General features: G+C 62.8%; 8 protein-coding genes. 6 read left to right on the top strand and 2 right to left on the bottom strand.

Translation table 11 applies throughout. From position 1 onward, the window contains the following. Positions 1-62: 62 nt before the first annotated feature. The 5 genes from HX812_RS27645 (at position 63) to HX812_RS27625 (ending at position 5252) form a co-directional block, all read left to right on the top strand. Entirely contained in the window at positions 63-1769 is a 1707-nt protein-coding gene (locus tag HX812_RS27645) for a putative 2-aminoethylphosphonate ABC transporter permease subunit (RefSeq protein WP_038850663.1), read from the top strand. 22 nt (positions 1770-1791) lie between these two features. Then, entirely contained in the window at positions 1792-2814 is a 1023-nt protein-coding gene (locus tag HX812_RS27640) for a putative 2-aminoethylphosphonate ABC transporter substrate-binding protein (RefSeq protein WP_038850660.1), read from the top strand. A 125-nt stretch (positions 2815-2939) separates the two neighbouring features. Then, on the top strand, positions 2940-4073 hold the full coding sequence (locus HX812_RS27635) for a TIGR03364 family FAD-dependent oxidoreductase (protein WP_038850659.1): 1134 nt from the start codon (positions 2940-2942) through the stop codon (positions 4071-4073). Beyond that, positions 4073-4627 carry a phosphonate degradation HD-domain oxygenase gene (locus HX812_RS27630; protein ID WP_038850658.1) on the top strand — a complete coding sequence of 185 codons (555 nt, stop codon included), beginning with the start codon at positions 4073-4075 and terminating at the stop codon, positions 4625-4627. Before HX812_RS27635 ends, HX812_RS27630 begins: the two co-directional genes overlap by 1 nt. A 91-nt stretch (positions 4628-4718) precedes the next feature. Beyond that, complete coding sequence (locus HX812_RS27625) at positions 4719-5252, top strand: hypothetical protein (protein ID WP_038850655.1); 534 nt, start codon at positions 4719-4721, stop codon at positions 5250-5252. Positions 5253-5257: 5 nt separating this feature from the next. On the opposite strand, the gene HX812_RS27620 is transcribed toward HX812_RS27625, so the two are convergent. Beyond that, on the bottom strand, positions 5258-6625 hold the full coding sequence (locus HX812_RS27620) for a DUF3482 domain-containing protein (protein ID WP_038850654.1): 1368 nt from the start codon (positions 6623-6625) through the stop codon (positions 5258-5260). Then, the gene (locus HX812_RS27615) at positions 6618-7988 is read right to left on the bottom strand and encodes a DUF2868 domain-containing protein (RefSeq protein WP_038850653.1); all 1371 of its coding nucleotides are present in this window, start codon (positions 7986-7988) and stop codon (positions 6618-6620) included. The genes HX812_RS27620 and HX812_RS27615 overlap by 8 nt, the downstream gene beginning before the upstream one ends. Before the next feature lie 69 nt (positions 7989-8057). Here HX812_RS27615 and HX812_RS27610 point away from each other — a divergent pair, with 69 nt between their 5' ends. Next, positions 8058-8570, top strand: coding sequence for a dihydrofolate reductase (locus HX812_RS27610; RefSeq protein WP_038850651.1), 513 nt, complete (start codon positions 8058-8060; stop codon positions 8568-8570). Positions 8571-8591 lie beyond the last annotated feature (21 nt).

Genomic DNA, 8591 nt, shown 5'->3' with positions numbered 1-8591 from the left:
CCTGGGCGCCCAGGACATCTGGGTGGCTTTGCCGCCGCGCAGTCTGCAGGTGTTTGCCTGAGATGGCCGCTGTCATGACGCTGCCACGACCGGTGTCCCGCGCCGAAACCGGCGACAAAATTTTCGTCGTCGGCGGCAAACTGTTGTGGTTGTTGTTGCTGGGCCTCGCGGTATTGATGCCGTTGCTGGCGATCTTCTGGCGCGGTTTCAGCAGCGAGGCCGGGCAGGGCGGTGGTCTGGTGGCTGCACAAGAACTGATCACCAGCGCCAACTTCCATTGGTTGCTGGGCAATAGCCTGAAAGTTTCCCTCAGCGTGGCGGCTATCGTCGTACCGCTGGCCTACCTGTTTGCCTACGCCCTGCAACGCACGTTGATCCCCGGCAAGTCGATCTGGCGCGGCATGTCGTTACTGCCGTTGATGGCGCCGTCGATGTTGCCGGGCATTGCGCTGGTCTACCTGTTCGGCAACCAGGGCATGCTGCGCGGGTTGCTCTCGGACAATATCTACGGCTTCTGGGGCATTGTGCTGGGTGAGGTGATCTACACCTTCCCACATGCCTTGATGATTTTGCTGTCGGCGCTGTCCCTGGCGGATGCGCGCCTGTTCGATGCGGCCTCCAGCATGGGCGCCAGCCCGGCGCGGGCGTTTCGCAGCATTACCTGGCCGGCCACGCGTCAGGCGGTGTTCGCTGCGTTCTGCCTGGTATTCACCCTGACCATCACCGATTTTGGCGTGCCCGTGGTGGTCGGAGGTGATTATCAAGTGCTGGCGCTGGAAGCCTACAAGGCGGTGGTCGGCCAGCAACAGTTCGGTCGCGGCGCATTGATCGGTATGGTGTTGCTGCTGCCGGCGCTGTTCAGCTTTGCTGTGGATGCGTGGCTGCGCCGCCGTCATGGCGATTCCATGAGTGGCCGTGCCCAAGTGTTCCAGCCGGCGCCATCGCGCATGAGAGACGGCTGCTACCTGGCCATCGTGCTGCTGATCTGCGCCGTGTTACTGCTGGTGTTCGGTATGGCGGTGTATTCGTCGCTGGTGAAGTTCTGGCCGTACAACCTGTCGTTGTCGCTCAGCCATTACCAGTTCGAAGACACTGCTGGCGGCGGCTGGCTGGCCTATCGCAACAGCCTGACCATGGCGCTGTGCACCGCATTGATCGGCAGCGTGTTGATCTTCACCGGCGCGTACCTGATGGAAAAGACCAAGGGCCAGAAGGGGCTGAACCTGGCCCTGCGCATGCTCAGCTTTGTGCCGATGGCCGTTCCGGGCTTGGTGCTGGGCTTGGGCTACGTGTTCTTTTTCAACCTCAACGGCAACCCGCTGCATGTGTTCTACGGCACCATGACGTTGCTGGTGGTGTGCACCATTGCTCACTATCTGACCACCGCGCAGATGACCGCCACCACAGCGCTGCGCCAACTGGACGCCGAGTTCGAAGCTGCCGCCATGTCCCTCAAGGCGCCGCTGTACCGCCATTACCTGAAAGTCACGGTGCCGATCTGCCTGCCGGCATTGCTGGACATCGTGCGCTACCTGTTTGTGTCGGCGATGACCACTGTGTCCGCCGCGATCTTCCTCTACAGCCCCGACACCATCCTCGCCGCCGTCGCCGTGTTGAACATGGACGACGCCGGCAATGTGGGCGGCGCGGCGGCCATGTCGACCTTGATCCTGTTCACTTCGGCCGGCGTCTCGCTGTTGCTGGCGTGGGCCTCACGTGGCGCGTTGCGCCGCTCCCAAGCCTGGCGCCAGAGCGCACCCGGCCACTAAATATCCCTGAAGGAGGTGCTCCATGTTCAAGCCCCTGGCGCTGGTCGCTGCCGTACTGACTGCATTCAGCCTGAATGCCTTCGCCAAGACCGAGTTGACCGTGTACACGGCCCTCGAAGCCGAGCAGTTGAAGACCTACAAAAAGGCCTTTGAACAGGCCAACCCCGACATTGAGATCAAGTGGGTGCGCGATTCCACCGGCATCATCACCGCCAAGCTGCTGGCCGAGAAAGACCGCCCGCAAGCCGACGCCGTCTGGGGCCTGGCCGCGTCCAGCCTGGCGATCCTCGACCAGCAGGGCATGCTGGACAACTACGCGCCGAAGGACCTGGACAAGATCGGCAAGAACTACCGCGACGCTGCCAACCCGCCGGCCTGGGTCGGCATGGATGTGTGGGCCGCAACGATTTGCTTCAACACCGTCGAAGCCGAAAAACAGGGCCTGACCAAGCCGGTGAGCTGGCAGGACCTGACCAAGCCTGAGTACAAGGGCAAGATCGTCATGCCCAACCCGGCCTCGTCCGGCACTGGTTTCCTGGACGTCAGTGCCTGGCTGCAGACCTACGGCGAGAAGCAGGGCTGGCAGTACATGGACGACCTGCACCAGAACATCGGCCAGTACGTTCACTCCGGCTCCAAGCCGTGCAAGCTGGCGGCTTCGGGTGAGTTCCCGATCGGCATTTCCTTCGAATACCCGGCCGTGCAGTTGAAACGCCAGGGCGCGCCGCTGGACATCATCCTGCCGAAAGAAGGCTTGGGTTGGGACATCGAAGCCACTGCGGTGATGAAAGGCACGAGCCACGCCGACGCTGCGAAAAAACTCGCGGATTTCTCCGCCAGCCCGGCTGCCATGAACCTGTACAAGGACAACTTCGCCGTCCTCGCCCAGCCTGGCATTGCCAAGCCGCAGACCGAATTGCCGGCCGACTATGAACAGCGCCTGATCAAGAATGATTTTGCCTGGGCTTCGAAAAACCGCGACAGCATTCTCACCGAGTGGCGCAAGCGCTATGACGGCAAGTCGGAAAAGGTAGCGGGTCAATAAGGTTTTCGTTAGGGCTGATGGCCTCTTCGCAGGCAAGCCAGCTCCCACATTTGAAGGTGTTCGCAATTCAAAATGTGGGAGCTGGCTTGCCTGCGACGGCGGCTTCGAATACAGGACATCATTTCATGACACACCACAGCGATCTGCTGATCGTGGGCGCCGGCATTCTCGGCCTGTCCCACGCCTTCGCCGCCGCCAAGCGCGGCCTCAAGGTCAAGGTGTTCGAGCGCAGTGCCACGCCACTGGGCGCCTCGGTACGCAACTTCGGCCAAGCCCTGGTCACCGGCCAACCGCCGGGGCCGATGCTGGAGCTGGCGCGGGAGAGCCGCGAAATCTGGGGCCATTGGGCGCAGGTCGCCGGGCTGCAACTCAAGCGCAACGGTGCGTACCTGTTCGCCCGTACCGAAGCGGAAGAACACTTGCTGGAAGCCTTCTGTGAGGGGCGGGCAAAAGAGCACGGCTACAACGTCGAACTGCTGCAAGGCGCGGCGATGAAAGACTTGTATGGCGGCCAGTTCCGCCATCACCGCGCTGCGCTGCATGGCAAGGACGACCAGCAACTGTATTCCCGTGAAGCGGTCCCGGCGCTGATCAACTACCTGGCGCAAGAACTTAAGGTGGAGTTCTATTTCTCCACCTTGGTGCGCGACGTCGAACCGGGCCAGTTGCACAGCACGGCGGGAAGCTTTCGCGGTGAGCAGATCATCGTGTGCTCCGGCCATGACTACCAGACCTTGTTGGCCGACGCCATGGCTGAACTCAACCCGAGCATCTGCCGCCTGCAAATGCTGCGCGCGCGGCCAGCGGTCAACCTGAACCTGCAACACGCGTTGCTCACCGGCTTGAGCTGCGTGCATTACGGCGCTTTCGCCGACCTGCCCGAGGCGGCGCTGGTGCAGGCGCAGATCTTGCGCGATGCACCGCACCTGCACGAACACGGCATTCACCTGCTGATCAGCCCCACGCCCCACGGCGAACTGATCATCGGTGATTCCCATGACTACGGCAGTGACGCATGGCCCTTCAACGCCGAGCAGGTGGATGACTGGATGATCGAACTGGCGGAGCAGACCCTGGGCTGCAAGATCCAGGTGGTGGAGCGTTGGCAGGGTGTGTACGGCTCGAGGGGGCCGGGACCGTTTTCGTTCCTGCGCGCGGCGCCGGGAGTGAGCGCGGCCTTGATGCACACCGGCGTCGGCATGAGCGTGGGGCCGGCGATGGCCGAGCGCAATATCAGTACCTTGTGGGGAGCGGCGTGATGAACCCGGAACAGACCATCGCCGACATCTTCGGCTTGTATGAACAGCACGGCACCGCGGATTACATCGGCGAGCCGGTGTCGCAGCTCGAGCACATGTCCCAAGCTGCGCAACTCGCCATGGCCGAAGGCTTTGATGATGAGGTGGTGTTGGCGGCGTTTTTCCACGACATCGGGCACATCTGCGGCCAAGGCGGGGAAAACATGGGCGGTTATGGCGTGGTCAGCCATGAACGGCTGGGCGCGGATTATCTGCGTCGTGCAGGGTTCAGTGAGCGCATGGCCAAGTTGGTGGAGTATCACGTGCAAGCCAAGCGCTACCTGACCTTCAGCCAGCCGGACTATTACGCGCGCCTGAGCGAAGCCAGCCGCCGCACCCTGGCCTATCAGGGCGGTGTGATGAGCGCCGAGGAGGCCCAGGCGTTTGAACAGGACCCGTTGTACACGGTGAGTTTGCGCATGCGCCATTGGGATGAGCAGGCTAAGGCAATGCATGTGCCGGTGCTGGATTTACAGTTGCTCAAGGCCAAGGCCATACGGCTACTCGCTGCGTAGAGTGGCCTTACGCAAAACGCAGACGCGCCGCCTAGAGTCTCGTCAGGCAGGTTACTAAGGTGCTTGCTTCTTTAGTCAAAGGAGCAATGCGATGCGTTATTTGAAAGCCACCGCCCAGGACCTGTGCGGGAATGGGCGCGCCGATACGGTGATTCTGCACTTCTATCAGCAGCAACCCGCTGCCCCCGACGCGTTGATCTACGAAACCGTCGGCCTGGATATGACCGTGGATGGCAAGGTCGACCTGCAACTGGCGGGAGAACGTCAGCCTGACAGCCTGGATTTTGACAAACGTCTGCTGGCGAGCTTCGCCGACAGCTTCTTGAAGCTGAACTGGTTCAACCCGGCCAGGCAGTGGCAGCGCACATTGATCCTGTACGTCGACCATTTCGGCAAAACGGGTAAGCCGAACGCGATCAAGCTGGATTTTCACGAACCTGCTGCCTCTGGGGGCGCCGTTCCGCTGATCTACAACGTGGCGGCCTATGACGGCGACAGCGACGGCGTACTCGAATCGTTCACCAACAGTGACGTTGACCGCAATGGTGTGGCTGACAAGGCCGACAAGGAGCTGATCCGCTCGTTATGCACGACCTTCTTGGCCTTGAACTGGTATGAGGTGTAATCGGTTTACGCCTCGTCAAGCCGGGTGGCCAATGCCTCGACCTGTTCCTGGCGTTCGGCCTGGCTCAGCTTGGCGTGCGGATTAAGGGACGACCATTGCGGGTGCGCGCGAGCCTTGTGCAGGGCATCCGGCAACTTGCCTTCGCGCCAGGTCTTGTCCTGGGGCGTGTCGACCTTGATGCTGTGCATCGCCGCATGGCCGCGCAGGTTCAGGGCCTTGAGCAACTGGCGCTGACGCAGGGCGAGCAGGCGCAACACACTGTCGTCGACGGTCAGCTCGCGTTGGCCTTTGATTTTGCCCAGCAACCGGCTGCCATAGCTGCGCGCGGTTTGCAGCGCGCCACCGGCAATTGCACCGGCCAGGGCGGCGGCGCCCAGCGTTAATCCACCGACCAACAAATCCACGCCCGCACCGGCCGCCGCCCCAGCGGCGATCCCGCCGCCGACGCGCACGCCCAGTTGCTTGAGGGTTTCCGGGTTGAACAGGTCATCGCCCCAGCGCCCGTCGAGCAGGGGCAAGTCGCTGGCGGCGGCGTCCTGCGGTCGGAAGCCGAACAGCTTGAGCAGGGCTTCCACGCATTTCTGTTCACGTTGGCGCACGGCTTTGCGCAGGTCGCCGATGGCTTGTTGTTCATCTTCGGTGACCACACTGCGGCGACAGGCGGCGCAGTCGATCAGCAATTCTGCGATCAGTCGCGCGGCACTTTGCTGGCGGGCCTGGCGCTGGGCCTCCTGATCAAGAATCAAGCGTTCCAACTGTGGCCGTGCGCTTTCCAGCAGCAGGGCGAGGCTTTCATACAGCCGACGTTCACCGTCTTCCGGGGGGGCCACGCTGTCGAACCGCACCAGCGCATGCAGGCCCAGGCGAGCCAGGGCTTCGCGCCAGTCCGGCTCGCGATGGTCGCTGCTGCTGACGAAATTAAGCACCGGCAGCAACGGCTTGCCGCAACTGGCCAGCACTTGGAGTTCGTCGCGGTACTTGGCCAGCACCGGTTCGCGGGCGTCGATCACATACAGGCCGGCGTCGGAGGCCAGCAGTTGGCGCAGCACCTTGGCTTCCTGTTCGAAACGCTGGCGAGCTTCACTGCCATCGAGGAAGCGCGCCAGGCGGGCAGGGCCGTCGAGGCGTTCGCCGGGGCGATCCAGTCGCTCCAGATAATCGAGCAGGGCGATGGCATCTTCCAGTCCGGGTGTGTCGTACAACTCCAGCAAGGCTTCGCCGTCCACCGACAAGCGCGCGCCTTCGACATGCCGGGTGGTGCTGGGGCGATGGGAGACTTCGCCGAAGCCCACGTCTCGGGTCAGCGTGCGCAGCAATGAGGTCTTGCCGACATTGGTGTGGCCGACCACGGCGAGTTTCAGCGGCTTAGTCATGACCCGTCTCCAGCCAGTTCAACGGCGCGCAATCGGCGAACGGCAGCTCAAGTTGCTGCAACGCGGCGTGCCAGTCGCCCAGGCGTTCGGCGTCCAGCGCCTGGCCGGGCGGGGCTTGCAGCAACCAGACGCGGGTGTCGGTGGCGCTGCGCGCGAGTTCGCCGATGAGTGCGAGGCTCCCACGATCCGGCGAGCGGCGTGGGTCGCAGGCGATGGCCAGGCGGGCGGGCGGGAAGCGCGTGAGTTGTTCCAGCAGCTTGTGGCGTGATTCGCGGCTGTCGAGGATGCCGGCGTTCTTCACGCTGGCGGGCAGCTTGGGCGGCCAGGGATGTTGGTCGTCCAGTTCGATGGCGACCAGCAGGGCGCCGTCGCTTTCCAATTCACTGACGCCGCCACTGATGGCGTGCAGTTGCTCGGGGGCAGCATCGTTGACCCCAAGGCGCTCGCTGCTCGGCATCAGGCGTTCGCGCAATTGGCTATAGCCGGGCAGGTTGAGGTCCAGGCGCAGGGCGGCGCGCCCGCGTTTCCAGCGCCACAGGCACAGTAAAGCGAGGATCAGGCGGGGCAGCAGGCCATAGACCAGCAGCACACCGACCAACCAGGCGGCCCAGGCTTGACGTGCGCTTTCGATATTCAGGACAGAGTCGCCGCTGGCGCGGATCATCTCGACGGTCGGCACGTTGAAACCCAGCAACGCGGGCAGGGTGCCGAGGGCCTGGGTGACGGCGACAAAGGTGTCGGCACCGAGAATGGTGGTTTCCCACACGAAGCCATAGCGGCGGGTGGCGAGTAGCGTCAGAAGAATCACCATGGCGCTGAGCAATGCCAGCAACCACAGGCTGTTGACCAACACGCCCACGGCCCAGCGATTGAGTTTTTGCCGTTGCAGCAACAGTAAAAGTGCTGGCGCCAACTGTGCAGCCTTGGCATCACGGGCGAGCTTTTCGCTGAGCCACAACCACAGTCGCCCCAGGCTGGCGCTGTGTTCACCGGCAAACAGCAGGCCCAGGGCCCAACTGATCAACAGGATGAGATTCAAGCCGAGCAAGCTGCCGAGCGCCCAGAACACGTTGACTGGCGTCAGGCCGTTGCCCAGTGCCGCAAACGCCAGCCCGGCGCCGCTGATGACCGCGACAATTGCCAGCAACACCAACGCCAGACGTGCACCTTGCAGCCAGCGGGTGAGGGCATTCGTGAGCCCATCGCGTTCGGCCAGGTGCAAGGCGCGCTGCTGGATGCGTGTCGGCAGATCGCCGCCGGACGTGCGCGCCAGGCGGTTGGCCTCCAGGTCTTCCAGGGGGCCTGCGTGTTCTTCGCGCAGGCGCACGGTTTCTGTCAGCCAGAGTGTGTGCAGAGGAGTCACGCGCTGTCCTGTTGTGTTTGTGAGCCTGGAGCATAACCCCTGGCTCGGGGCTCTGGTATTCTCGTCGGCATGAAAAAAACTCTCCCTTTAAGCCTGATCGCAGCCCTCGGTGAAAACCGTGTGATCGGCGTCGACAACAGCATGCCCTGGCATTTGCCGGGGGATTTCAAATATTTCAAGGCCACCACGCTTGGCAAGCCGATCATCATGGGGCGCAAGACCTGGGATTCCCTCGGTCGACCGTTGCCGGGGCGCTTGAACCTGGTGGTTAGCCGTCAGACCGATCTGGCGCTGGAAGGTGCGGAAGTTTTTCCGTCGCTGGAGGCTGCTGTAGAACGCGCCGAGGCGTGGGCACTGGAGCAGGGCGCGGACGAGCTGATGCTGATCGGCGGTGCGCAGTTGTATGCGCAGGGGTTGGAGCAGGCGGATCGCCTGTATTTGACGCGGGTGGCGTTGAGTCCGGAGGGGGATGCTTGGTTTCCGGAGTTTGATGCTGGCCAGTGGAAGCTGGTGTCGAACCGGGAGAACTCGGCGGAAGGCGACAAACCAGCTTACAACTTCGAAGTCTGGGAAAAAGCCTAACCCTTGTAGTGAGCGGGCTTG

The organism is Pseudomonas sp. IPO3749, assembly GCF_013386605.1.
Classification (GTDB): domain Bacteria; phylum Pseudomonadota; class Gammaproteobacteria; order Pseudomonadales; family Pseudomonadaceae; genus Aquipseudomonas; species Aquipseudomonas azotoformans_A.
This window is presented reverse-complemented; position numbering and strand designations above follow the sequence as displayed.

Excerpts from the sequence above, each read along its gene's own strand:
- HX812_RS27645 (WP_038850663.1), top strand. The coding sequence starts at position 63 with ATGGCCGCTGTCATGACGCTGCCACGACCGGTGTCCCGCGCCGAAACC.
- HX812_RS27610 (WP_038850651.1), top strand. The coding sequence starts at position 8,058 with ATGAAAAAAACTCTCCCTTTAAGCCTGATCGCAGCCCTCGGTGAAAAC.
- HX812_RS27620 (WP_038850654.1), bottom strand. The coding sequence starts at position 6,625 with ATGACTAAGCCGCTGAAACTCGCCGTGGTCGGCCACACCAATGTCGGC.
- HX812_RS27640 (WP_038850660.1), top strand. The coding sequence starts at position 1,792 with ATGTTCAAGCCCCTGGCGCTGGTCGCTGCCGTACTGACTGCATTCAGC.
- HX812_RS27635 (WP_038850659.1), top strand. The coding sequence starts at position 2,940 with ATGACACACCACAGCGATCTGCTGATCGTGGGCGCCGGCATTCTCGGC.
- HX812_RS27630 (WP_038850658.1), top strand. The coding sequence starts at position 4,073 with ATGAACCCGGAACAGACCATCGCCGACATCTTCGGCTTGTATGAACAG.
- HX812_RS27625 (WP_038850655.1), top strand. The coding sequence starts at position 4,719 with ATGCGTTATTTGAAAGCCACCGCCCAGGACCTGTGCGGGAATGGGCGC.